Origin of the sequence: Moorena producens PAL-8-15-08-1 (genome assembly GCF_001767235.1) — a bacterium.
GTDB classification, from domain to species: domain Bacteria; phylum Cyanobacteriota; class Cyanobacteriia; order Cyanobacteriales; family Coleofasciculaceae; genus Moorena; species Moorena producens_A.
Window position 1 is genome coordinate 2,966,228 of the sequence record NZ_CP017599.1, and the last position, 25,664, is coordinate 2,991,891.

The 25,664-nt window shown below is 44.3% G+C and carries 15 protein-coding genes; 6 read left to right on the forward strand and 9 right to left on the reverse strand.

Annotated features, from left to right (window positions below; all coding sequences use genetic code 11):
* Nucleotides 1–869: 869 nt before the first annotated feature.
* The 4 genes from BJP34_RS11275 to BJP34_RS42950 form a co-directional block, all read right to left on the reverse strand.
* Nucleotides 870–9,392 carry a neuraminidase-like domain-containing protein gene (locus BJP34_RS11275; RefSeq protein WP_149030914.1) on the reverse strand — a complete coding sequence of 2,841 codons (8,523 nt, stop codon included), beginning with the start codon at nucleotides 9,390–9,392 and terminating at the stop codon, nucleotides 870–872.
* 161 nt (nucleotides 9,393–9,553) lie between these two features.
* Nucleotides 9,554–16,864, reverse strand: a complete 7,311-nt coding sequence (locus tag BJP34_RS11280) for a SpvB/TcaC N-terminal domain-containing protein (RefSeq protein ID WP_070392432.1) — start codon at nucleotides 16,862–16,864, stop codon at nucleotides 9,554–9,556.
* Nucleotides 16,865–17,588: 724 nt separating this feature from the next.
* On the reverse strand, nucleotides 17,589–17,792 hold the full coding sequence (locus BJP34_RS39355; RefSeq protein WP_149030915.1) for a hypothetical protein: 204 nt from the start codon (nucleotides 17,790–17,792) through the stop codon (nucleotides 17,589–17,591).
* 53 nt (nucleotides 17,793–17,845) lie between these two features.
* Nucleotides 17,846–17,989: a hypothetical protein gene (locus tag BJP34_RS42950; RefSeq protein ID WP_158517135.1), complete on the reverse strand. Its 144-nt coding sequence runs from the start codon at nucleotides 17,987–17,989 to the stop codon at nucleotides 17,846–17,848.
* Nucleotides 17,990–18,001: 12 nt separating this feature from the next.
* On the opposite strand from BJP34_RS42950, the gene BJP34_RS36560 reads away from it, so the two are divergent.
* The 3 genes from BJP34_RS36560 to BJP34_RS45530 all read left to right on the forward strand — a co-directional run bounded on the left by BJP34_RS36560 (nucleotide 18,002) and on the right by BJP34_RS45530 (nucleotide 19,160).
* The gene (locus BJP34_RS36560) at nucleotides 18,002–18,289 is read left to right on the forward strand and encodes a hypothetical protein (RefSeq protein WP_193431315.1); all 288 of its coding nucleotides are present in this window, start codon (nucleotides 18,002–18,004) and stop codon (nucleotides 18,287–18,289) included.
* Nucleotides 18,290–18,341: 52 nt separating this feature from the next.
* Complete coding sequence (locus BJP34_RS11285; RefSeq protein WP_083305103.1) at nucleotides 18,342–18,782, forward strand: pentapeptide repeat-containing protein; 441 nt, start codon at nucleotides 18,342–18,344, stop codon at nucleotides 18,780–18,782.
* 219 nt (nucleotides 18,783–19,001) lie between these two features.
* Nucleotides 19,002–19,160 (forward strand): hypothetical protein, encoded by a 159-nt coding sequence (locus BJP34_RS45530; protein WP_168166466.1) that lies wholly within the window; start codon nucleotides 19,002–19,004, stop codon nucleotides 19,158–19,160.
* Here the strand turns inward: BJP34_RS45530 and BJP34_RS50380 are convergent.
* Nucleotides 19,143–19,352, reverse strand: coding sequence for a transposase (locus tag BJP34_RS50380; protein ID WP_149030916.1), 210 nt, complete (start codon nucleotides 19,350–19,352; stop codon nucleotides 19,143–19,145). The two genes, BJP34_RS45530 and BJP34_RS50380, sit on opposite strands and share 18 nt — an antisense overlap.
* On the opposite strand from BJP34_RS50380, the gene BJP34_RS42955 reads away from it, so the two are divergent.
* Both BJP34_RS42955 and BJP34_RS39360 read left to right on the forward strand, forming a co-directional pair.
* On the forward strand, nucleotides 19,351–19,488 hold the full coding sequence (locus tag BJP34_RS42955; protein WP_158517136.1) for a hypothetical protein: 138 nt from the start codon (nucleotides 19,351–19,353) through the stop codon (nucleotides 19,486–19,488). The genes BJP34_RS50380 and BJP34_RS42955 overlap by 2 nt on opposite strands.
* A gap of 110 nt (nucleotides 19,489–19,598) precedes the next feature.
* Nucleotides 19,599–19,829 carry a hypothetical protein gene (locus tag BJP34_RS39360; protein ID WP_149030917.1) on the forward strand — a complete coding sequence of 77 codons (231 nt, stop codon included), beginning with the start codon at nucleotides 19,599–19,601 and terminating at the stop codon, nucleotides 19,827–19,829.
* Here BJP34_RS39360 and BJP34_RS11290 read toward each other — a convergent pair.
* The 4 genes from BJP34_RS11290 to BJP34_RS11305 form a co-directional block, all read right to left on the reverse strand.
* On the reverse strand, nucleotides 19,812–20,486 hold the full coding sequence (locus tag BJP34_RS11290) for a transaldolase family protein (RefSeq protein WP_070392433.1): 675 nt from the start codon (nucleotides 20,484–20,486) through the stop codon (nucleotides 19,812–19,814). The two genes, BJP34_RS39360 and BJP34_RS11290, sit on opposite strands and share 18 nt — an antisense overlap.
* A 434-nt stretch (nucleotides 20,487–20,920) precedes the next feature.
* Complete coding sequence (locus BJP34_RS11295) at nucleotides 20,921–22,105, reverse strand: nuclear transport factor 2 family protein (RefSeq protein ID WP_070392434.1); 1,185 nt, start codon at nucleotides 22,103–22,105, stop codon at nucleotides 20,921–20,923.
* 227 nt (nucleotides 22,106–22,332) lie between these two features.
* Nucleotides 22,333–23,139, reverse strand: coding sequence for an SAM-dependent methyltransferase (locus tag BJP34_RS11300; protein WP_070392435.1), 807 nt, complete (start codon nucleotides 23,137–23,139; stop codon nucleotides 22,333–22,335).
* Nucleotides 23,140–23,270: 131 nt separating this feature from the next.
* Nucleotides 23,271–24,683 carry a Rieske 2Fe-2S domain-containing protein gene (locus BJP34_RS11305; protein WP_070392436.1) on the reverse strand — a complete coding sequence of 471 codons (1,413 nt, stop codon included), beginning with the start codon at nucleotides 24,681–24,683 and terminating at the stop codon, nucleotides 23,271–23,273.
* A gap of 130 nt (nucleotides 24,684–24,813) precedes the next feature.
* Between BJP34_RS11305 and BJP34_RS11310 the strand changes: the two genes are divergently transcribed.
* On the forward strand, nucleotides 24,814–25,599 hold the full coding sequence (locus BJP34_RS11310) for a PAP/fibrillin family protein (protein ID WP_070392437.1): 786 nt from the start codon (nucleotides 24,814–24,816) through the stop codon (nucleotides 25,597–25,599).
* The last annotated feature ends 65 nt before the right edge of the window (nucleotides 25,600–25,664 follow it).

The following is a 25,664-nucleotide window of genomic DNA, read 5'->3' on the forward strand; positions in this document are numbered from 1 at the left end:
TAGAATTTAGAATTTAGAATTTAGAATGTAAGCTGATGCGCATTTATAGCGTTTATAGGATTTATGAGGTACGCTTTTCAACCTCAAAGTCCCCCTTATTAAGGGGGATTTAGGGGGATCCTTTTGTCCCTCATGGCATAGAGAATTGCTATAAATTGTTTTTTCCCTGTTACCTGTTACCTTTTAGCAATTTATATATCCCAATCTAAATGCTGAACAGCTGAGAATTTAGAATTTAGAATTTAGAATTTAGAACGTAAGCTGATGGGCATTTAACTTGGTTTTTACCTGTTACCTGTTAGCTTTGAGCAATTTAGGTATCCCAATCTAAATGCTGAACAGCTTAGGATTTAGGGCGTTGCTGATTCTGGGTATGGTTTTGCCCCCCTAGCCCCCCAATTTTGGGGGAAAAAAACTCTCAAAGTCCCCCAAAGTTGGGGGATTTAGGGGGCTTTAACAAAGCCAGATGATCGCGCATTCATTCCTTGATTCAGCAACGCCGGATTTAGAATTCTCAATTCTACATTCTGAATTCTCAATTCTCAATTCTCCATTCTCCATTCTGAATTCTCAATTCTGAATTCTCAATTCTCAATTCTGAATTCTCAATTCTCAATTCTCAATTCTCAATTCTCAATTCTCAATTCTACATTCTGAATTCTGAATTCTCAATTATCAATTCTACATTCTCCATTCTCCATTATCAATTCTCCATTCTCCATTCTCCATTCTCCATTCTCCATTCTCCATTCTAAATTCTAAATTCTAAATTCTACACTCTGCTAGATATTGTCGGGTGGATGGGTGAGTTTTCGGTGCGTTACACTTTGTTAACGCACCCTACCAAAAGGCGATCTTACTTAACTGCTTTACCAGTCAATCTTACCTTCGTAAGCCACAAGCAAACCAATATTTGTAATGTTTTCGGGACTGAGAAATCCGCTTTCATCCGGATCCGAAAGTAACCAAGGCTGTGTAAAAATGTTGTCAATCTTGTCGTTATCCTCCTCGGGTGTTGCGGAAACAATACCGTTTTCATCCTGGTTGAGTGTGAGCGAGATTGGTGGATTATCAGCGATGGTTAGATTCAGGGTGGGTAATGGATCTACCTGATTACCGCTGTCGGATAAGTGCAGTTGCAAGTAAATACTAGGACTTTGTTCAGTAGAAGCGGAAATACTGTAGTTTTTCAGGTTGCCACGGAATAGATTGGGTGAGACAACAAAGGATAGCTCGTTGTGATTGGGACTTTGGAGTAACTGTTGCTTTAAGTTAAGAACCACCTGTCCGGTGAAGTTCTTAAGAGTCTCGGCTACAGTGTTAGAAATAGTAGAACCCCCTTGCAGTGCTGTGTACCTGAGGGTGATAATCACATCGGTGATACTCTCAAAGTCGAAGCGGTTGCTGGATTTTGGCATTTTCAACGTCCAGTCGGAAATTGCCCCAGTGCCTTCAAAGGGCAAATACCGGTCGTCTTGGAAGTTGAGAACAAACATACCGCTATCGTTGACTCCCTTGGAAATGGCAATTTGTTGGTTTTGCCGCCAATTCTGACGTATTTTCCCCTCTGGAGGATCGCCTGATCCTGGATTCAACAGCCACTTCACTGCTTCTGGATTGGGTTCGATTAAGACCTTGTCCCCCTCTTGGGTAAGTGTGGCGTTAATATTTTGGTAAGGACCGACCACGGCAGGAATCGACAGCTCGATGGTTTTGATTTGACGGCAGTAATGACTGGGGAAGTCGAGGGCAAACAGCGTTTCGTCAAAGCTAAAGTGGCATTCTCCTGTTGTCTTTAATTCCAGGAAAGCTCGGGGGTCGAGTTGACGCAGGGAAACAATTTTATCAATTTCCAAGCGGCGTTCATCTCCATCCAGATAAGCCTTCTCCAGTTGGTTGAGTTCTAACATCAAGCTTTCCCCTGCCAACAATCCTTTTTTGTTGCCGTCCCAATGGATGGGTTCGATGTAGATGTCCTCCTGGTTCAGTTCATACTGGTAGGCTTTTTGGGCAGAATAGGCCATTTCCAAGGCAATTTTGTAGGTCTGGAAATACAAACCGGATAAGCGACCTAACATCCATTGATACAAGTCTTTGTTGGTAAATTTGTCTTTGAGGAATTGTTCCACCTCTTGGGAATGGGCAATACTCTGCTGGTGAACCTCCAGATCGGCTTGAGCTAGCTCGATGCGCACCTTTGCCACTTCAATTTGGGCTTCGATTTGCTCGGTATCCCATTGGGCCATTTGCTCTTGGAATTGCCAGTCTTCTTCTCGACGTTGGAATTGAGCGATGGTTGAGGCAATCGAAGCGCTGTGAGTGAGAATACCTGCTATACCATCTAAGGTGGCGGCTCCCATATTAATCGCCTCGCCAAATTTCATCCCCCCGAAGGCAAATCCAAAGGTATTGGGCAATAAGTGGCCCGCTATTGCAGCTCCTCGGATGGCAGTTGCAGCAGTCTGGGGGATTAAGGCGTCACCCATGAGAGTTACCGTAGCTTGTTCCCCTGGGTTCCATCCTGCTGTGATTAAGTCTTGATAGTGTTGGCCGCGACCTTGGGCTGAGGTTAAGCTCTGTTGCAACGCTGTCAGGTTGGCTTGTGCTTCTTCGATTTGCTTTTCTTTGGTTTTGGTAATCAATTGTAACAAGATCGGTTCTTGGGTAGCCCGCAACACGGCTAATTCTTCAGCATCTTTTTTCTCTAGGGTACTCAGCAGAGTAGAACCCAGTTGCATTACAGTTGAGGTCATGGCTTTAGCCCGTTCTAGCAGGTGGGAAAAGCGATAGTGGGGTACGGTGTCGGTGGTGGCTAAATTCAGGGAACCATCCCCAGCAGCAGCAAGGCGCACTAATTGGTTGGGGTCGATGGGAGGTGCGAACAAGGCCAGTTGTCGTTCCACGCCTCGGATATTTTGGCAGTGGCGGATTTTGAACAGGCGGTCTTCCACTCGTTCCCAATATTGGGCGAGGTCTGGGTTTTCACTGACACAGAAATAAGCATCAATGGCGTTAAAGGGAACATTATCACCGAACTTACTCAGAAAGTTGTCGTCTAAATAGTTTTCTAGGTCGATCAGGAATTCGGGAATGCCATCTGGGTATTTCTCGCGAATATCTGCAAAGCTGGCGGGTTTGGGGGTGCGAACCTGACCGACACTTTCGGGTTTCGGACCGAGCAAGTCATGGGCCAGGATATATAGGGTGGTGGCTTGGGTGATGGACTCCCAGGTGTCTTGGGTAAACAGGGAGTCTGCCCAGTCTAGCAGGTTGTCGATATAGCGCATCACCACCGCTTTTTCGTAGGCCCCAATCCGCAGGCGAGCAATGGCATGGGGGTCAAAGGGATTTTCTTTGTAAGCTTCGATGGCGGCTTCGTTGGTTAAAATCTCTTCGAGGTCTTCGAGGGTATTGCCTCGGAAGGGTAGGAATTGCCAGAATTGATCTGAAAAGTCAGCAATTTCCCGATCGCTAAGAGCGCGCTCCCAAATGCGAACGTTAGCCATTTGACCTTGAAAATTCTTATATTCATGCAAGTCCCAGCGGCCGATCAATACCTGACCTTCTCCTTGAAAGTCGCCGTTTGCAGTCTTGGAAGCATCTAACCTGCCGTTAATGAAAATGGCTTGTTCCTGAGTATTTTTAGTATAACGCCAGACTATTCGGTACCATTTTCCATCTTCCAGACTGGTTTTACCCCTTAGGTCGTTACCATAGAAGCCCATATAAGCTTTTGTTTCTTGAATAACTAAGTGAAGACCCAAGTTTTCTCCGTGTTCTTCTATGCCGAGAATTGCTGGATTGCCACCATCCGATCTTTCTTCTGTTTTTACCCAAGCTTCTACGGTAAAGCTGTTATTTGTAAGCCCCAGTTCTGTTGCATTTACCAATTTTATATAATTGTCAGTGCCATCGAACTGCAACACATTTCTGGAAGCCACCCCAGGAAAGTCTGTAACGGTTTGCCAATTAGCCTCTCCCTGCAAAGTACCGTTGTGTTCTCCCACTTCATCATAGATAGTATTTCCTCCAGATTGATTCAATGGCCAAAAGCTAACCGGTTGAGGAGGTTGAGGAGGTGGAGTTGTCGGGTCAAAGATATACTGATACCACTTACGGGCTTCGTTATAGCGTTGGTTAGCGTTTAAGGTGGAGGCAATTAAGAAAGGAATGTGGAAAAATATTTCCCAGAAGTAAGCCCCATAAGCCCCGTCAAAGTCGAGGTTGAGATTCTGGTTAAATTCTGGTGGAAAGTTTGATTCTTCGGATATCCTTTGAGACTCCAGGGAGAGCAAACCATCTAAACCTTCGGCAAACAGAGTATGATTGAAGTGCCGGATGGCGCTAGTAGTGAGGCGGGCAATGGGGGAAAGTTGATCAGCTTCAGATAAAGCTGAGAAAGCTTCGCTGCGGTTGTGCAGGGTAAAGGCTTCGGATTGGTTTTTGATAGGGGTAACGGTGGTATTGGTTGGAAGCTCGGGGTTAGAGGGTAAAAGACTGAAGCTGGGACTGGGGATAGAAAAAACATCCACTGCGTCCGAAGAAATACTGCCATCGCCGTAGCCCCCAGTGAAGATAGCTAGATTTCCTACTGTTGTTGCTGCTAAATATTGACGTCCCTGGGAAAGTTTGAGGTTGACTTCTTTTTTGACCAAAGTCCCATTTTGATATTCAAAAACATCCACTGTATCAACATAACTACCATGAGATTTACCCCCAGCGAAGATAGCGAGATTCCCTACTGTTGTTGCTGCTAAAAAAATACGTGCCACAGAAAGTTTGAGGTTGTGTTCTTTTTTTACCAAATTCCCGTCTTGGTATTCAAAAACATCCACTGCGTCTGAATCAAAATCATTGCCGCTACCCCCAGCGAAGATAGCTAGATTTCCTACTGTTGTTGCTGCATGAAATTTACGTCCCACAGAAAGTTTGAGGTTGTGTTCTTTTCTTTCCAAATTACCGTTTTTGTATTCAAAAACATCCACTACGTCCGATTCAACATTACCATCGATGCCCCCAGCGAAGATAGCTAGATTCCCTACTGTTGTTGCAGCTAAACTAATACGTGCCAACGAAAGTTCGAGGTTGTGTTCTTTTCTTTCCAAAGTCCCATTTTGGTATTCAAAAACATCCACTGCGTCCGAGAGATTCATACCCCTAGTGTTGCCCCCAGCGAAGATAGCTAGATTCCCCACTGTGGTTGCTACTAAAAAATTACGTCCCTCGGAAAGTTTAAGGTTGAGTTCTTTTCTTACCAAAGTCCCATCTTTGTATTCAAAAACATCCACTGTGTCCGACACGATTGTACTGTTATCGTCCCCAGCGAAGATAGCGAAATTACCTACTGTTGTCGCTGTTAAAAAACTACGTACCATCGAAAGTGTGAGGTTGAGTTCTTTTTTTAGGAAAGTCCCGTTTTGGTATTCAAAAACATCTACTACATCTGTACTTTGAACATTGCCGCGACCCCCAGCGAAGATAACTAGATTCCCTACTGTTGTCGCTGCTAAAGAAGCACGTGCCGAGGAAAGCTTTGGGCCATTATACCTTTCTATTAAATTTGTAATGTCTGGTAATAAATCACTAGCCATTGTTGCTTTCAATTCTGAGTCCGAATCTTTAATATTGTTCTTTCTTTCTTCAAAAAACGAGTCTTGTTTGGCATTAAATTCCGTTGCTAACACAGACTGCAAGCCGCCAAAGACACTTGTTATCAGTCCAGATTGGAGGCTTGGCTCTGGAACTACGATGGGGTAAACCTGCTGCCAAAAATCCTTGCCCAAGCTGGAATCGTCTACCTTCTCACTAATGTCTACATCTGTAACCAGGTCTTGGGGTGCCACCCATTTTTGACCGACGTCCTGAAATGAATACTTAATCGTTGCCTGGGTAATCTTATCCGTCTTACTTACATCATTTTCCTGGGGTTTTTCAATCTCCTTAGTCTCCACCCAAAAAACAAACAAACGATTAAACCCATAGACTGGTGCCAGATAATCCGAGTTAATTTGCAGGTCAATTTTTTGCCAATGTCCCCACAGGGGTTTATTATCAGAAGGTCGTTCGCAAGTTCGATAATAGAAGGTCTGGGGTTGAGTTAGGGTTTTGGCCAAAATAAACAACGTTTCGATGGGTTCGGGACTTTTTGGCGTTTGCACGAAAAAGCGACCGCTATCAACAATTTGCAGCTTTGCCAGTTCGGCCAACTTATCAAAATAATTGCGATAAGCTACTTCTACGGTAGCTGCGGTAATTTCCGACTGTAATAACTCATCCTGCAACTCCTTAAAAATCGGAGACGCATCCCGGCGCAAACTGGGGTCGATGTAGTTTTCCGGGTACAAAAACACCTTGCGGTTAGCTTCCCACAGGCGGTAATTCATAATCCATTCCCACCACACCGGGGGAATCGTCACCTCACTCACACCAGGTTCTATACCCATTTGACAGCGCTGCAAATAGGTTTGCACCGACAAAATTGCCAACTGAATGCGGGAGTTACAAGCACAACTGGTCATCTCCACATCCAGCAGCAGATATTCGGAAAGTTGGCGCAAATTTGCCATCTCTAGTTTCCACAACGCAAACTCAGAGAGAATTTGGCTTTGGCGTTCTGTAACAGCGCCATTGAGCTTTCCAAAAACTTCGCTCCATTCTTGGTAACCGTACTTCGCTTGGGTTAAATTAACTATCGAGTTGGCTTCGTTTTTATAAGTGTCCCAATCTTCACTTGCGGCTCCATCCTTCAATAAATCGCACCAATTGCATAATAGATGAACGCGGCAGCCCAGGAGGGAACTGAGGTCAAAACATCCTTTAAGTTTCAGCAAGCCTTCTACTGAATCATAGAATTCTTCTTCTCCTGAGGATTCCTCTTCTGAGGGTTCTTCTTCTGAGGGGTTGAAATAGTCAATCACTCGCTCGATTTGTTGTTCATTCCAGCCTGTCAGTTCGGCTAGCCCTGGGATATCAGGGTTTTCCAAATAGTCAATTAGGCCATTATCCGGTTCATCGAAGCTGCCCACTAATTGCCGCTTAAATCGGTAGAGGGTCTGGACTTCTTGAACTTTTAGTTTCGTGAGGGATTCGATATTGTAGGCTGAGGGATGATTGGTAATGCTCGTGAGTTCTGGATCGGTGAGGGGCAGCTTGAAAACCAGCAAGTACATTTGCGAGATGTATTTCAAACACTCGACAATATTATTCCATTCATTGCCTCCTATTTCGACTTCAGTTAACAGCAGTTTGAGATAATCGTCTGCTCCTACTGAGTCGGCCCCCAATTGTGCTAAGATAGAGAATAAACCAGGCTCAATGCCATAATGGCTGGCAATTGCTTCGTTCAATTCATTGCGTTGGTCGTCATTTAAATCCCCTTCTGGTAGTTGGACGTTTTTCCATAAATCCTTTATCAAAGATTCCAGATTCTTTTCTGGCAAAACGACTTTCACAGAAGCGGACTCAATTCCATTGAGAATGTAGTCGAGTTCGTAGACAGTGAAACCCGATAGTTTCAGCCATTGAGCTAAGTCACTGATATCGGTTATTTCTTCGATGTCCAGTTTCTCAAGAGATTGCAAGGATAGATTGAGAAACTTTAACAGCAATTTATACTCTTCTCCCTTTAACCCCAGTAAATTCAGCATTTGGGCATTCCGGAAAAGTCCTGACAAATTTGCCAGGTTTAAGGTAATGGTTTCCTCTGTCGGAAAGATTTCCCGAACCAGCACATTAAAATCCTTATCCTTCAATTTAAAGGCGGCTAGGAGCCGTTTTCGCAGCAGAGAATTGCGCTCGTCGGTGCCATCAATTGTCCAAGGTTCCTCTGGCGGAAATTCCTCTTGTCCTTGAAAAGTAAACCGGTTGTTAAAGATGCGATTAAATAAATCTTGAGGGCGTGGTTTGTCACCTTTCCCGATTGTCTTCATGTCGTGCCAAAAACTGCACAGCACGTCTAAGGGCAACTTGGTTTGGACTTCCAGTCGCTTAATTTGGGCAATTTTTTGAATGGCTGTTTCATCAATCTTTTTAGTTCCATCAGAGGAGATAGAAGCGAGAACCCAGTCCAAATCGGCAAAAGACCAATCCAGTTTTGCAGCCAGACGCAGGAAGCGATCGATGCGATCGAGTGCCCCCAAGGTAAGTTCTTCATCTTCCTCTGAATCGAGAACTTTAATTTTTATTTTGTCTTCATCGTTCAGGTAAATATATTTCTTTGTATCTTCATTTGTATCTTCATCTGATAACCCTTGATTGATGTAGAACTGATCAGCTACGCCTTTTTCAATTTCGCCTTCGTCTCCTGAGGAAAGATTTTGATAGAGTAAGTCATTTAATTCCTGCCAAGAGAGTTTTGTTTGTTTGAGGAAACTTTCTTTTCGATCCAATCCTCCTAAGTCAGATTCTGAAATTGTAACGCCGTAGCGATTGCTCAAACTTTCAGCATCAGCGTTTTCTGTGATTATCAAATTATAGTCTTCTGGAGAAAGCCCTAAATATTCTCGCGCCCAAGGGGTGCTGTCAGGTTCTTGAGGATGAAAGGTTTGGTAAATATCAGCAAGATTGGTCTCTAAATTGCTGATATAAATCCGCATTTGTTCCAGATAAAGATTGAAAGGCAAATTCCGGGGATATAGAGCAGTCGCCAGGTGTTTAAATACATCGTCTTCTCCCAGTTCTTCTTTGAGTTTTTCCTCTAAAACTTCGCTGACAATTTGGGTGTAGGGAACGGTATCATTAGTATTGTCGCAAGTCAAGAGAATATTTTCTAAATCGGGGCGGCGACCCTTGAGACTCAGGTTATCGTCAGTCTCAACAATATACTCCTCAACCATCCGCATTAAATCCACAAAATAGGCAGATGGACTAAAAATCGACTGACATGGTTCGCATTGTAAATAATCCAGACTGCCGAATAATTCCGGGTAGCTGGGAATAGCGCCTAAACTATTCCGGATTGACTGGGCGCTGTCAAATAATGCTGTTGCCTGGCGTGGGGAACTAAACTGAATGGTATTAGCCAAAAAGACCATTAATCCTGCTGTTTTTTCCCTGGCCTGGCGATGAACTGTTTTGGCTTTTTCGGGGTTACTAAAGTTGGCCGCTTCCACAAAAGCACTTTCGGAGAGGGAGGCGATGGCTAAGGCAGAATCTAATTTGCGATCGCTTTCAGATAAAGCCATTGCTTCTTCAGCATCAACACCCAGGCGCAATAGTCGTTGGTAGGCTTTGAGATGAGCTAGGCGATCGCTGATTTGACCGTTATCGAGACTTCCCCAACTTATTGAGTTGACAGCATTTTTATCGAAAAAGTTAAAAGTGCGCAAGTCAGCATTTGGGTTTTGCCCTAAGAATGATGCAATAGCGTTACCGTTCTGATTTGAGTTTGACATTTTTTGTTCCTTTTTTGTTTTGGTAAATTTGGTTGTTTGGGTTTGAGTTTGGTTCAACTTACCCTCCCAGGAGGGATTAGGGGTGGGTTAAGCCTGCCTCCTCTCCCAATCTCAGAGGGGTTAGAGATGGGCTAGATTCGGGGGAAACTTTTTAACCGCGATCACACTGACGTCTCGAAAACAAACCTATTATTATTTCGGAACTGTTGAGCTGGCTGATGATTTAAATCCAGATCCAAACTATCAGCTTGGCTACTCTCATCCGAGCTGGTATCAGGTGTAAACCATTGTGTTTCACCATGAATTTGTAATAAACTATTCTTAATATCTGGATTATTTAGCAGTCCGCGAATATCAGAGATTTGATTTTCCACATCGGCTTTTATATTATTTGTTTTTTGTTTTAAATGCATAATTTTGTAGCTTTGCCAACCCATTGATTCTAAATCTTTGTCATCAACTTTATATTTATTATTTAATAATATATCGTTTTCGATCGAACTTAATAGGGATTCAATTTTATCTATTTTAGTATCATTAATACCGGTAGCTAATCCTTGTAAAGACACTCCAAACTCTCGAACAGCACCAACGTTTAATGTTCCTCCTACAGTTTGTTCGATCGCCTTTCCAGCAGCCTTCTCCAACCCGGTATTCTTAGCTAGTTCTTTTTTATTGTCCCAAGCTATTTTCGCCTTACGAGCCAAAAGATTGCTATTAGCATATTTAATATTTCCTATATGTTCGCTAACAATGGGTTTTAAACCATAAGCTTGAAATGTATCCCTATCAGCGATCACATTTATTGCTTTTTCACCTACAAATCCAACTGCTCCACCTATGGCTGCACCAGCTAAAGTTCCGACAACTGGACCAGCAGCGGTGCCAATAGCGGCCCCAGCAACAGCTCCCAATGCAGCACTACCCGCAGTAGCACCCAATTTAGCACCCAAAACCCCTGTGCGCTTTCCTATGGCCTTTCCACGACCTTCGGGTGTCGTTAAAGAAGTTAACTGTCGTTCAAGTTTCGTCAGCTCTTCATTAGAGGCTTTTAAGTATCCTTTATATTCCTTAAGTAGGCTTTTGATTTCTTCAGGATTTCGCTTATCTGTTCCCATAGCATCAACGTAACGAATCGGGTTATTGCTCACCATTGCATACAAATTCAACCCATCAACCGTCCCCGCCGGATCGCAACTCATCCAGCGACCCAACCAAGGGGCATAATACCGCGCACCATAGTAATACAACCCCGTACTCCCATCCCGTTCCTTACCCGAATAGCGATAATGTTTCAACTTCACCTCTGCTGCATTTGACCCGGTCACAAATGCGGTCCCCCCATAAGGGAAATACTCTTCATAACTAATCCGTTGCCCCTCCCCATCTACCTCCATGGTGGTGGAACCTAAATGGTTATCAAGTTGGTAGCGCACTTGAGGATTGATTACCCCTTCAGGGGGTTCTCCCTGTGTCCATTGGTTGCGAATGGCAACACAGGTGGTATCATCCATCACCCGCAAGCAATGGCGTTCCTCGGTTACAGTTTCCCCCTGTCGAGAAAGCCGAATTTCCAACCCACCGAGGTAAATCACTTCCTCAATGTGGGTCATAGTTCCTCCAGAGCCATACCATTCCGTGACCTTGCGCACCCTTGTGCCACTGCTGTCGTAGACATAATATTCCGCGTCGTTATTACTATCGTCTCTGTCAATAATCGTGACATGGGCAATATTATCCCGATAGTTCCACTGCACTTGTGGCAAACCCGACATTTGAATTTGGTTGCCATTAGCATCGAAAAACTGATCAATATCCCTGTTTCCCTCTAGCAGTTCACTATCTACCGCCCGGTTGGACGTTTCCGAAACCGTTAAATTACGAGTGCGGGGGGTTGTGCCTTGGTGGGCGATCTGGTATAAGTTGCCCGCTGGGTCGTAGCTATAGCGACGGATGTAGTTTTCCACTGCTTGGCCATTGTTCAAATTCTGTAACTGTACAAATCCCACTTCCGGAATATCCTTATACTGTTCCTGCTGTCGGGATAAAGCCTGATGTTCCCGTCCAGTCGCTTCGATTAAACGATAGAGGGAATCGTAGGTGTACTCAGACACTGGCTCAACTTGTTGATTCTTGTTAAAGACTGTATCCCAAGCGTTATCGGCAATTTGGGTGATATTGCCCACGGGATCGTAGGTATAGTTGAGGTCTTGTAACTTGGCAGGCTCAACAGAGCGCAAATTACTGCCCGTGAACCCTGACCCACCCCAAGGCCACATCCGCCCCAAAGCCTGGCGCAAAAACTGTGGCAGCAACCGACACAACCAGTGAGGGGCAGCCCTCCGTTCCCGTCGCGCTGGTTGTCCCGCTGCTGCTAAGGTAGCTCCCCGGTTGGTCAAAATCCGGGTCAGGCGGAAGGTAGTGGGTTCATACTCATAATCAGTGGTTACCCCATTGCCATAAACAATCTGGGTGCGCTGTCCTTTAGGGTCGTAGTCGATGCTCTTCACATAAGTCGAAGTTGCCCCTCCCTGATGCTCCACCTGAATTTGATTCAACCGACCCGATTCATGGTAAATTGGTTGATAAACGTTATTGTCCGCATCGGTTTGTTCCGTAACGCGACCCAGAGCATCGTATTGATATTGGGTCTGGTAGATAGTCGGTTGCAAATCACTGGAGTCAATACTGTTCCAGTTCGCTTCTTCCTTGTACTCCTCCCTCAATTGTCGATTAGTTGTCAGAGGCGAACCCAGGATATTGTATTCATCGACCTGCAATAACCCGGCTTGGTCGTAGTGCTGGTAAACTTGACCGCGTAGATTGAGATTTTCCGCATCATCTTTACTTTCCCCATACACCAAGCGTTCTACTACCTGGTCAAGCTGAGTCGCACCATCCCCACCTTGGACATGCACTTGTACAGGACGCTGCAACTGGTCGTATTCGGTGCGCACCTCGAAGTTACGGGAATCTTGGCTATAAATGGGATTGCCCAGAACGTTGTTCAATTGCCAGTGAGTCCCCCCATCGACACCAATGGTCTTGAGAACCTCGTCAGTTAAGCTGTAGGTCATTTGGAAATTCTTGATACTGGCAGCCGACAAGCGGGGATCCGCACTGGATAGCTGATTGCCTGTAATATCCCTTTCGTAATGGGTTGTCAGCCGAGTAACTTCTCCATCTGAAGCCGTCTTATTGTTTTCAATCTCTTGAACCGTTCTGCCCAAGTTGTCCAGGATTACTTCATTGGGCGTATCGTAGAAGACTGCTGCCTTTTGCAAGGCTTGACGTTCGGCTTCCTCCAGGTCTGGATTATCGATATTTTCCCGATAGTAATCGGAATCTTTAACAGTATCGTTTTCGTCATAGTGCTGTTCCTGCCAAGGGGTAAACTCCACTTTGGTGAAAAATCCCTTAGGCGTATCCACCCGAATTAACCGTTGCAGGGGGTCGTAGAATAGGGTGGGAGAAACACCGAACTGATTGAGTTCTTCGTTATCGACATAGTCATAGCCTTTGATGTAATAAGGCTCGTATTCTTTAACGGGATTGCCTTTGTTGTTGTAGACCTTGCGGTTGGAAGCCAGCCAGCGATCGCTCGTTATCTCGGTACCGATACTGCCATCGGGATTGACAACAAATGCCTCCCCTGGTTCGACTTTCATCTTGCTTTGCACTTCCCGTCCCAACCCGTCGCTGTAGGTGATGTGAGTTTGCACCCGGGCATCGGTCTGGTAATCTTCCGCGACTAAATTAACGGCATGGACGGGAATTTGGTTATTTTTCCAAGAGAACAGGTCGTAGTGGAAATAACTCGCCGCCCTCTGTAAATAAGTGCGGGGATTGGCAATAACCTCCTCTGTAGTCGGTGGCTCCTGCTGCTGGTAATCCTCCAGCTTCATAAACCCGACATTCCCCTCCTGGGAGGGGTTAGGGGTGGGTTCCGTTCCGTAATGGGAGGTGACTGTTACCATCCCCAAGGGGTCGAACAGCACTTCGGAAATGTTGTGATTGATATCCCGTATTCTTTGCGGTTGCAGGGTTTGGTAATCTATGGCCTGCACCAAGGTTTCGTTATTCAGCGCATCAGTGACTTTAACCCCTAGCAGGTTATAACCATCGTATTCGTAGCGGGTCCCATTGCCGAAAGGATCCGTTGTTGCTTGGGGCAAATAGAACTGGTCGCCAGGGTTGTAAGCTTGAGTCGAACCCTGATTCCACCAGTAATTGTTTGCCAGGACATAGCTGCCCTGATTTTCCAGCAATTGGTCCAATTTATCTTTAGTCAAAGCCCCCTCAAATGCCGCTTCCACTTGTTCTGGAGAAAATTCCGCTATTTCCCTGCGATAGGGCAAGGCTTGGGGACCGACTTGACCGAGGGGGAAAAACTCTTCCTCTTCGCTTTCGGGATTCCAATAATAGTGGCGCTGCCAGCTCAGTAGGGGGGTTTCGGGGCTGTCGGTAACTTCCTCTAGGTGGTCTTTGACATCTGCAAAAGCGAAGTATTGCTGACCGCTAGGTAATGAAAGATTCTTGATTTCATAACTGCGATTGTCTTGAGGAACCCCCAGCAGATAAAAGTCCTGGGTTTGATTAATAAAACTGTCTGCCGAGTAAGTTATTTTTAAGCTGAATTGTTCGAGCAGTTGGTCTTGGCTTCCAGGCCGCCGTCCGTAGGCTACGGCACAAGCACCTAGAACGTTGCCATACTGATCGACTTCCAGGACAAACTCGTGACCCATACGGGGATCCGCTGGGTTCCGTTCGTAATCATAAGTCAGACTTTCTTGGGGATGGACAAAGTAGATACCATATTTGTTTTCCCCTTTGGGTTGGATCAGTTTAACCCTGTAGTTGCTCTGGGTGACGCTGTAGGGATTGGCTTGTTGGGCGGAGTCGTCTTTTCCGTAAAGTTCCTCACGCAACACCATCCCTTTTAAGGCTCGATGGGCTTCTCGCCACGTTTCGCTGTCCGGTTCTTGGCCATTAGCATCAAAAACGCTATCGGGAAATTGATGTGCTGCCGGATCTCCCTGGAAATATTCCGGTTCGTATTGCTTCGAGAGAGACTCTTCTCCTTGCCAGGCTCCGGTATGATACCAAGTCTTGCTCAAGACTGGCGGGACATCGTAGGGTTGGGCATGGCTGGATAGGGTTTCAGCATCTAGACGTTCTATCATGCCAAACCCAAAGAATTCCCGTTCTACCCCGTCGTAGTAACCGTGATGGTAGCTGTAGGAACTGACTAACTTGGTCTGGGAGATGGCATCCCAGCTTTCTACTTTTTCAATGACCTGTACGGGAAATGGCAGGTTGGTTATCCACGGTTGACCGTTTTGCTTGTCTTCGAGATAATATTTGGTGGAAGTGCCGTAGGTAATGCGAGTGGTGGCTCCGAGATTGTTGTCTGTTTCGTTCAACAGGTGGGGTTTTGTCCTTTGGCAAAAGTCGTAACACCAATGGCGCGGTCTGGGGGTTTCTTCGCTGAAGATTAAACAAGTTGTGCCGTTGCCGTAAACATCTGCAAAGCTAATCTGGTCTAAATTATTCCAATTGCTGGGCAGATAGATGGTCAGAGGGGTTTCCCTGAAGGAGTTACCGCTTTGGTTGAACCAAATCTCGACGCGATCGCTCTTTACATACAATATATCCGCTGTGCCGGAACCATCGATATCTAATAAAAACAACCGGGAGATATCGAAGTCTATGCCAAAGCTTGGTGCATTGCCCAAGGTCACTTTTTTGCCAAACTTGCCGTAGCCCAAGGAAGGCCAGCATTCTACCAAACCACTCTTGATTCTGACTAAATGCTGCCTACCGGTGCCAAAAATATCCGCAAACCGCAAGGCTTCGGTGCGATCGCCTTTTTTCTGATTAGGCAAGTCATTTTCCGGCTGCTGTATGATGGCTGGACCAAAACCTGCTTTCCCTTTCCCTGGATAAACTTTTATGCGATCGCTTTCGAGGCGTAACAGGTCCAACAACCCATCCCCAGTAATATCGGTTAATTGACTGTCAGGTTCGAGAAATTCGTTGGCAAAGGCAGGAAAGGTTTGAAAACCCTGCCAAGTGCGATCGCTTTTTACTTCGTAGTATCCTGAAACATTGGGACTACTGACCACTAAATCTAATCGACCGTTTCCCGTTAGATCGATTAACTGTTGGTTATCTGTTTTCCCATAAGCGATGGGCAAGGATTGAGGTTGTTGAGGAGGGTTATATCTTACTGCTTGAGTTTCCTCACCGTTCGCTGCGGGTTCCCAGTACAGCGTTGTGGTGCCGTCGTTGTACAAAACTCCCGGAATGCCTTCCCCGTATAAATCCAGGATTTGATACTCTGAAGAAATCAAACCGGGCAAAAACTGACTGTCCTCTCCTAGGAACGGTTCAAAGTTATGTCCCTCGGGCTGGAATGGAGTATATTGAAACTCCAGAGGGGGCAAACTCTTGGTTTGATACCCAGGGTTTTCGTAGCGATACCCAATCGCTTCAGCAGCCGTTAAAAAAGTAATATTAGCATCTTCTCGATAATGGAAGCCCGTGGCGTGGACTAGTACCGGTTCACTGTCCAATTCGGCAAAGCGGTGGAACATTAAAACGTGGCGGCATAGTCGATGGGTGCGAATTTCAAACCCCGCATGGTAGGTAGAGAAGGGGTCTAGTCTATTTTTCCATTCTCTAACTGGTTCGTAAGGTGTCGTATTGGTTGGGTCGATATTGTACTCGCCGTAGTCAAAGATTACTTCAAAGTGCCACTCAACACTGCTCAGGTCATCTCCTGGTTGCAGCGGTTGGTCGTTGCCATACTGGATTTTCTCTAGATATTTGTTGGCTGTCTGCGTCCGGTTAGTTTCATAAATGCTGCTGGTTACCCCTTGGGTATTTTCTGGTTTGTAGCGATAGATAATGTAATTTCCTTTAGCATCAAAGCTTTCTTCTAGCAACCATTCAAAGACATGATTTTCGTTTTCCGGGTCAGATATTCTGGCTTGAGCCGTTTTGCCATATCTACTGGTGATGTTATCCTTACTTATTACCTGCCAATAGGATGCTCCTGTAGTGCGATCGCACCACTGTTCAATTTTGGCAAATAACCCTTCAGTGCGAGGCTGGTAGCTAGTAATGTCGTAACTGCCTTGAGTTCGGTTACCTACTGGTACCAAGTCATCAGCATTGGAGAGGATAAAGGTATCAGTGCCATCGTATTTGGGCAGTCCTTTCGAGGTTTTGCGGGAAATATTAGGAATAGCTAGAGCAAACCCCAAACCAAAAAGCCCGTTTCCCGAACCAGAACTATACTGAACACTCAACTGCGGTTCAAAACCCCGGCAAGGAGTTGTCGGAATCGGAATCGATAGGCCAGCCGTGCCCGTAAATTCGTTAGCCTGAAACGTTTCTCCAATGCCCTGAATCGCTCCCCCGCCTTTAGGTAAAGACAGTTGAGTTGTGGTTATTTTGCTATTTTCCATAACACCCTTGATGACCCAATTGATGACCGAAGTAATGCTTGGGAACTCTTCCCAATCAGCGAACTGAGGTGATCTGCCCTAGCTCCTGATTAACCCTCAACAAGATAGTCTTAACAATGATTTGACAAGCAAAAAAAAGCCTGTATTAAAAGGTTTATTACAGCCAATAGATCATTCTATTTATCCTAAATCAACTATTTTTTTTCCTTTATTTATTAAGGATACCATCGGGCAGCAGGCTCCCAGCACTGCCTTTTGATAGCAGCTATAAATTAAAATTGCGTTGATTATTTCCGCGCACCAAAACCCTGCGATGGCGTCGGACGGGCTTGGCTCTGGGTATGAGTGTCAACAGCAATTGGCACTGGTTATCCCTGAGGTTTATCCTACGATGGTTGGCTAATTTTCCGGTTGTTCGGCTTTAATTATGCCTCTCAACTTGGCCTGAGCACCTTTTAAAACACGAGCTTTTTTTTGTTTTTTGTTGTTCGGCTCTATTTCTGCCTCTCAACTTTACCTGAGCACCTTTATAAACAGGCTTTTGTAAATCCAACCTTATTTAGGTTAGCTAATAGTTTTAAACAACGATCATGTTGTTAACAAAACGTTACACTTTATTTTTGCTAGGGTAAAACCATCTAAAGATACTTGACAAAATTACTAATTTGTTAACTATTTAATTTATATCTTTTACAAAATAATCGTAAAAAAAGATTACTATTGTTTACCTTTTATATGTAACTTTTAATACAAATTGTGAGGCGTTTACCCTGGCTGAGAATGGGTACGCTTCCGTGTTCCCTTCGGTATAACTGCTCAAGTCTGTTTGTCCATGTACCGGAAGTGCCCCAGAATGCGATCGCGTAGCGGCTCGTACCGAGCATCGCGCCCCGCGTGACCAAACGCGATCGCGTGGCCTTTTGGCCAAGGTCAATCGCCTCCCAACACAATTCCGTAACTTATATACTACTTATTGAAGTACTAAACGTGGGATAAACCTATACCAAGATTGGTAATTTCTGTCAATAGCAAAGGGAACAGGGAACAGGGAACAGGGAACAGGGAACACGGAACAGGCAACAGGGAACAGGGAACACGGAACAGGGAACACGGAACAGGGAACAAAACTATTGCCTATTGCCTATTGCCTATTGCCTCTTGCCTATTGCCTATTGCCTATTGCCTCTTGCCTATTGCCTATTGCCTATTGCCTATTGCCTATTGCCTATTGCCTATTGCCTATTGCCTATTGCCTATTGCCTATTGCCTATTGCCTATTGCCTCTTGCCTATTGCCTATTGCCTCTTGCCTATTGCCTATTGCCTCTTGCCTCTTGCCTTTTCCCTTAAAACCATAAGCAATGTCCCTCAAACCTTGCTGACAATTGCCCTATATTTCCCTATTCACAACTCCTACAAAAATTGATATAGTTACCTTTGTCAGCAACGTTTAATCACAAGGAGGATTAGAGCAATTCATGAAGTACGCTAAGTACTTTCTACACCTGGCAGCCTTTCTACTAGCACTAACTATTCTAGTGTTGCCTCTGCCAGCCCAAGCCCAAAGCGCTGCCACCATTAACGCTAACTTTGAAAACAAGGATCTAAGCGGTCAGGATAAATCCGGTCAAGACTTGAGTTACAAGGTTTTTAGCAATGTCAATTTCCAGTCAGCCAACTTGAGCAACGCTAAGTTTATAGGTGCGGATATTACCAAAGTTGATTTCACGAATGCTAATCTACATGGAGCCAATTTTAGCGATGCATTCATTAATGTATGTAACTTCAAGGGAGCAGACTTAACCGATGCAGTCTTTGAATATGCATTCATTTCGAAATCTAAATTTAATGGTGCAGATATTACTGGCGTTGACTTCGAGGAAGCAATTTTGGTTCGAGGAAGCAATTTTGGATTATAACCAAGACCGGAAGCTATGCGAAAGCAAAAATGCTTCTGGTACTAATCCTATAACTCGTGTTGATACTCGCGATTCTTTAGGATGTTATTGAAATTAATCTAAGAGGATATCTGAAAAGTTTTTTGATACTGAACTTTGCCCCCCTAGCCCCCCAATTCTGGGGGGAACAAGAATCCATTTATTGCTAAAAGTCCCCCAAAATTGGGGGATTTAGGGGGCTTGAATGTAGCAAATGATACTTCTCAGACAACCTCTAAGTATTCAGCTGTCAGCTGTCAGCTGTCAGCGGTCAGCGGTCAGTGGTCAGTGGTCAGTGGTCAGCCGTTGGCCTTTGCCTGTTCCCGTAGCGTGGGCGTAGCGCTAATCGCTGATAGTTGATAGCTGAATGCTTACCATAAAAATCCTGCTACTAGCTGATTTCAAGGATGAAATCAAGTCAGATAAGTTATTGTTGGAAGAAAAATTTACTATCAAGTGAACATGATATGCTTCACCCTTGAATTCCTCTAGCTTCCATTTATGTATTGTCACTCTATCTGCCTGTTTTATTATAGCGTTTCTAGGACTCATGAGGTACACATTATTTTTTACCTCTTCCCTCTTCCCCTCCTGGGAGGGGTTAGGGGTGGGTTCCTCTTCCCTGCTCCCTGCTCCCTGCTCCCTGCTCCGAAGTCCCTGCTCCCTGGGAGCAGGTCAAATTTGCTGAAACATTAGTACTATTTTCCAGTAAAACATGCAATTACCCATGAGGGGGCTATAGATAATGTACAAATATTCATCCAGGACTAGCTCCCCTGATGACCTATTACCGTCTTGATGCAGTCGCTCATGGGGGAAACCCCCAAGACCGCGCTGCATCGCTATTACCTATTACCTATTACCTATTACCTATTACCTATTACCTTAGTACAAATGTTCTGCATAAGTGACATGCTCCCCTGCTCCCTGCTCCGAAGTCCCTGCTCCCTAAAAACCATAAATTTGTACCTCACAAGTCGTAGAATTGCTATATCCAAAACTCAGGTCACATTAAGTTTCAAAAGCTAATTTATCACCAAAGACTTGTTGCCAATCAGTATTAAATTGTTCAACTGCCAAAGGTATAGCTGGATGTGAAACCATTTGTCCCATTATACCTACAGGCAAAGTAATCGCACCAACCCCTGCTTGTAATACCTCTAAAACTTGACGGGGATTTTTAAAACTAGCAGGTAATAAACAACAACTTAGCTGTTGTTGTTGGATAAGTTGTTGAAGTTGCTCCACAACTGTGACACCATTGCCCCCAAAAACATCAATTCGATTTACATAAGGAGCTAAATAATCTGCACCTGCTAGTGCAGCTAAAAAACCTTGTTGAACTGTATAAATTGCCGTAGCTAATAGAGGTATCTGCTTCTGATGTAACTTTTTTATTGCCACCAGACCTATTTCCGTGGTCGGAATTTTAACCACAATATCATAGGGTAACGCTGTTATTTTCTCAGCTTCAACGATAATTTCATCTACAGATTGACTGATAACTTGAAGGTGAAAACGTGCCTCATTTCCTAGTATAGTATTTACGTCTTTAAGTAGTTGATTAACACCGATGTTGGCTTGAGCCAAAATACTGGGGTTGGTGGTTATTCCTTTAATCGGTAAGCAAGAGTGAAAACGTGCTATCTGTTCAACATCGGCACTATCTAAATATAGTTCTAACATGATTAAATCTTGATTAACCTTTACTGAATAAAAATCCTCCGCAGCACAGTTATAGCGCTACGCGCAATGGCATTGGCAAGAGGCAAGAGGCAAAAGTTTACTACACAAGGTTTTCAGCTTGTATCAATGTCCTAACTTTAATGGGTAGTGCTATATAGCAATTCTCATAGTCATGAGGACAAAGCTTATCCTTTTAAGGCAATAGGCAATAGGCAATAGGCAATAGGCAATAGGCAATAGTAAAGAGGGTTTTAAGCGATGCAGCTTCGGAACAGGGGGTTTCCCCCATGAGCGACTGCATCAAGACAGGGAATCAGTGTCAAATAAGACTGTACCTCATAACTGCGATAAACGCTATAGTTATGATTTGATAATAAAAGTCATTTTGGGCAACAAATTGCGTCCGCTCGTGCTGAGGCAACCTCCAAGCAACTCTATAGAATTAGCCATAGCGCAAGTCCCCAGAAAGGAATAAATCGAAACCAGCCCATTCTACTTTTAACTGCCCCCAAAAGTAAAGCCTGAAAAACTGAAAAAAGTACTAAATCTACACAGAAAGCTAATGTGAGTCGCTTCGTCATCAATTGCTCGCCAAAATAGTTCATTCTCTCGACCAAATCTCCAAACTCTGGTCGTCCCATCACCCCCCAAACTAAGGCAATTATCCCCACTATCATTCCTGTCCAACCAAATACACGAGCTAATAGTCCCTTGTTCGTTTCCTCCTTTACTGGCGGAATTGGTGTATTATAGCGCAGTGCCATATAAGGGGTAAGAACAGCATTGGTTCCGAACATCGCCAGACTCCAAATGAGAATCTTGGGGAGATGAGTTGTCCTTCTATCGACCAGGAGTAGAGGTAAAAACATAAATATCCAAGCTTCGGCAAAGTTGAAGAGTGCTTCTAAGGTAGGATGAACCACTGGTGCTTCTAAATAATTAATGCCTACTAGGTTCAAAAGGGGTAAAATAAAGAAAAAATTCAGAGATTCATTTACTATTTCCTCTATAGTTTCTGGTTGAATGGCCCAAGCGGGTTCCCCTGGAATAAGTTGCCCTGGTGGAGATAGCAACAGAATGTAAATATAGGCGATCGCTATTAACCCAAATACTAGAGCAAGAAAGGGTTGATTTTTTGGAATCCCTTGGCCTAAGGGAGAGATTTCCCTGGTACTTTCATCTTGCCGATTTTTCAGCAGTGTCCGTATCAGCGGAGATACCAGTCGGATGATAAAGAATGCCGCCTTCCCTGGTTTTATGGGGGGTTCAACCAGATCACGGGCTAAAACTAACTTGCCAGTTACCTCAGAACAACGATAAAAGCTAACACCTCGTCCGTTAGGAAAGGGAATGCCGTCTAATTCAACGTGCCATAGTATTCCTACTGCCAGGGGATCCCCTGTGGTGATATCGTCAATTACAAATTTTAACTGATCCGGGATACCTTGACAGGATTCTTCCAGAAGTTGTCTGACAGCTTCCTTTCCTTTGAATGGTTGGGAAAAGTTGAGATCCTCGTAAATACACTGGTCGTCTATCCACTCCATCGCAGCGTTAACATCCCTACGATTGATGGCTTCATAGATGGACTGGATCAGATTATGGGCAGGTGTGGTCATGAGATTTGAAATTTTAGATTTTAGATTTTAGGTAAGCATTTAGTGGTAAACCTGCATGGCAGGGATTAACAGAAGCACCTTTCCAAGAATTAAGTGATGAGCTATTATATGATTGCTCTCCCCAGACATACAAACTATTGCCCTAGTTGTCGGCAATCTCTAGTGTTGATAGATAGCATTAGCGATCGCGTTTAGTTAACCTTTTTTTTGCGAAGCTATTGATTAAGTTACTGTTTTTTAGCTTTCACCAGAAATACTCTTGCTACATCAGGAACATCACGAGGGGGTAACGGCTCTATGAAGCGATCAAAATTCGCCCCCTCATCTCCAGGTTGAATAACTTCTGCTTCCCAGTCATATTGAGCTAACAGTTCTTCTGGGTAATCGAAACCGGAACGGAAATAACCTTTGTAGGGTTCGTATTCTATGCCTTTAACATTAACTAAATCCAAAGCTAAATAACTATCAGTAGCCGTTAACTGGGAAATTGTTTCCAGTAACTGATGTACTTCCGGCTCGCTCAAGTACATCAACAGTCCTTCTAATAACCAGACTGAAGGCAATTCAGGCTGATATCCTTTCGTCAACAAGAGATGTGACCAAGGTTGAGTTAAATCTGCGGAAATAGCACAGTGTTGACAGTTGGGAACAACCTCTTGGAGAATGGTTGCCTTAGTTTTGAGAACCTGCGGTTGGTCTAGTTCGTAGATTTTAGTGACAGATGACCAAGAAAGACGATAAGCTCGGGTATCCATACCCGAAGCTAGAATAACCACTTGATGCGCTTTGGCAGAGGCTGAAAGAAGAAAATCATCAAATAAACGGGTTCGGACTGCTACATAAGCCTGATCTTCTACCTTTAACTTTTGCTCTAAAACAGTAAATGCTTCTTCTCCAGCTAACTGAGCAGCAAAAGGGTCATTAAACAGACGATCTGATCTTTTTGTTTCTTTTGTTCTTATTGCTGCCATTAAACGAGCAGTAAAAGGGACAAATTGTTCTGGCTGAGGGTTTCCTGGTAGTGATGATGTCATAAGAAATCTTAATCAGATATTTTAACTGGATTATTATAAGCCTCCTTGTGCTGTGAAAAAAACTCCTGTATCTACAATCCCCTGAAGATCTAGATCACTCAACAAGCGTGACTGGGCTTCGCTTCCTTTTACTATTTCTCTGGCCAATTACGGGGTGGAATTTCCCTTCCTTTGTAAAATTGCCGTTCCAACTTACCCAAAGCCCACCAAACTCCCCCACTCATTAAAACAGCTACAGTCAAAATAATAACAGTAACAATAGATACCTCAGGGTGGATAAATACCAGTAACGGAAGCAATACCCAAACCAGTGCAGTCCCTACAGCTAATCCCAGCCTTAACCGTTGCAAGTTCGCTAAAGCCCCACGACAACTCGCGCATTTTTCCGTGTGGGAATGATACCTTTCTAAGAGAACTTCTTTGGGTAGTGATGGTGGTAGAGTTTTTCCTGGAAATGGGTTGATACTATAATAATTCACCCAAAAACGCAACTGGAATACAAATAGGTCGGCTTTAGTTGGCAAATAAAACGCTTTATTAAAATTACCACTACCCCCTTGTTGTTCGAGATATCTTTCTTGGTAATGCAAGAAAATCTGATCATCTTCCAAAACATTATTTTGCCCAATATGGGAATACCACCGAGGAGTTAGTTTCAGAAATAACCTTGGTAATTTGGAGGAAAACTTAAAAGGAAAGCGGGCAAATAGCCGACACTCTCCCTTGCGAATGGGAGTTGCGTACACAACTGTTAGTGTCCTGCCAAACTGCTTGGAGGTGAGGTCATGCCACATCAGTCCAGGAGCAATAAAGGTAGTATCCTGTCGTCCTAGGGTACCTTTACGGGGACCTTCTGCCCAAACCCCTTTAAATCCCCACTTGCCTGATTCTACAACCTCCAATTCCACAGGAGATACATTAGCGCGGTTACCGACACTGCGGTGGTGGGTGTAAGGAATATGACTGGGATCGAGTACATTTTCCATCAATGTTAGGGCATCATAAGGCAAATCCCGAAACGTATTCAAGCAAACCCAACCGTCCGGGTCTTCTTCTAAGGCATCAACAATGGGAACCTTAGTTTGAGCCCCATTCTCAGCTTGTCCAGGATAAACAAATAACAACCCTTGAGCAATTGTCGTCGGTAGTGAATTGACACAGGCACGTTGGGAAATTTCAGCCTTTCCCCTTTCTTTTTGCTGTGGAATGACCTCACACTGGCCTGTTCCGGAAAAAGCCCAGCCATGATAGGGACATTCTAGCCGTCCATCCTGATTAATTCTACCTTCAGACAGTGGAGCCAAACGGTGTGGACATTGATCGACAAAGGCTCGCCACATCTGTTCATGCTTGTCCCACCAGAGGACAATATCCTGCTCTAACAAAGTGAAGCGAGTGGGCTGGGATTTGTCTAAATCCTCGACGTAAGAAACAGGATACCAAACTTCTTGCCAGTCAAAGACTTCTGGATCAGAGCCACCTGCTGCCAGTTCTTGCACTGCCTTAGTTTGAGAGGTTACGGACTGTAAAACGCTGCTAGACATAGTATTTTTTTTTTAATATTGGATTTTTACTCAGAATAAATGTAACAATTTTCAAAAAATATAGTCAATAAAAACTCAAAAATTTAGGATAGTCTAAAGTAGCATCAGGACAGCTAAAATTTTCAAGAATATGGTAGTCGTAGATTCAGAAAAACGTACATCAGCTAAAACAGCTTTGCGTCAAGTGCTTGCCGCTTGTGGTGGAAATACTAAGGATGAAGCGGTAATTGCTGCAATTAATCATTTATCTCAACTCAATCCGACAACAACACCAACACGTCATGGAGAACTCTTGGATAATGAATGGTTGTTAATTAGCGCACCTAATTTTCCAGGAGGAGAGCAACTGGCAGATGGTCAGTATGCTTACACTCTCGGTCGTCTTGCTTTTAATATGTTTCAACCCACAGGATTAAAACTGGTGATTGACCGAGTTCTCCAACCTGTATTTTTGTTGGGAGATGGTCAACAGCGCAGTTATGATATCGTTGTGGAATTTACGACCGTTGATGAGTCTATGCCTCAAATCAGGGGAATTGTACGCAACAAAGGCGTTTGTTATCCCGTTAGTGATTGGGTGCTGCAAGTACAATTTACAGGAGGTATTTTAGCTCCCCATCCATCAACAAATCTAAAAGATTGGCAAGGCATTTTTGCTGATCAATCCCCATCTTCACAGAAAAGTTTGACAGAAAAATTGATGTCTGGTTTTTTGAAATTGATGTTCGGTTTAGTACCCCCCCAAGGGATGAACCCAGAGACTGGAGAAGTAGCATTTACCATGAAGCGATCGCCCAAAGGTCGTCTACAAATTCTCTATCTGGATGAGGAACTACGAATCGTTCGTGGGGAAAAGGGTACAGTTTTAGTCTGTGACATCGACAGGTGCGACAATAAGCGCGAATTTAATTCTTAATGGTAAGAGCGCACCTACTAATTTCAAAAGCGATACAGCAAGGTAACAAGGGTTTTTACCCACTC